Raw genomic sequence first — 638 nt, forward strand, 5'->3', positions numbered from 1 at the left:
AAAAACCACTGCTAGCGAGCACCGCAGATAGGGTGACGGCTAATTTTTTCATATATTTTCCTTAATTTACGCTTAAGTTCATCAATGTGCATATTGGTGCTGTTTAATATATTTTAAAAATCACCAATTCCAATTTGATGTGTTTATTTTTCTCATTCTAGTAACAAAATGTAATTGAAAAATAGCATTCCAACCAATAGATTCGTACAAATGCTAATTTCTAAAGAATAAGACAACTATGTTTGAGTGTAATTATTTTTTTACATGGTGTGTAAAGCGTAAAATTATTTAAAAATTTGCCTTCTTTTAAAAAAAAGTGCTTGCGGTATTGTTTTTTCTGCCGATAAGTTACTTGCCTATACCAAGAAGAAAGGGCGGTCGGTAGCCGTATCCCTAAAATTTTCGCCCAGAGATAGTGATAGGAAGAAGCAATGTTCCAAACAGATGATGTAAGAATTAATAACGTTAAAGAGTTACTTCCACCAGTAGCTGTTTTAGAGAAGTACCCAGCGACTGAAACCGCTTCTTCGACAACCTTCCAATCGAGAAATGACATTCACAACATTCTCATCGGCAAAGACGATCGTCTGCTGGTTATTGTCGGCCCTTGCTCTATCCACGATCCTGTAGCCGCGGTT

At 36.4% G+C, this 638-nt stretch carries 1 pseudogene; it reads left to right on the forward strand.

What is annotated here, in order from left to right:
• Nucleotides 1-431: 431 nt before the first annotated feature.
• Nucleotides 432-638 (forward strand): annotated as a pseudogene (locus tag CIK04_RS29705) (3-deoxy-7-phosphoheptulonate synthase); the annotation flags it as partial.

It is taken from the genome of Vibrio sp. 03_296 (assembly GCF_002265885.1).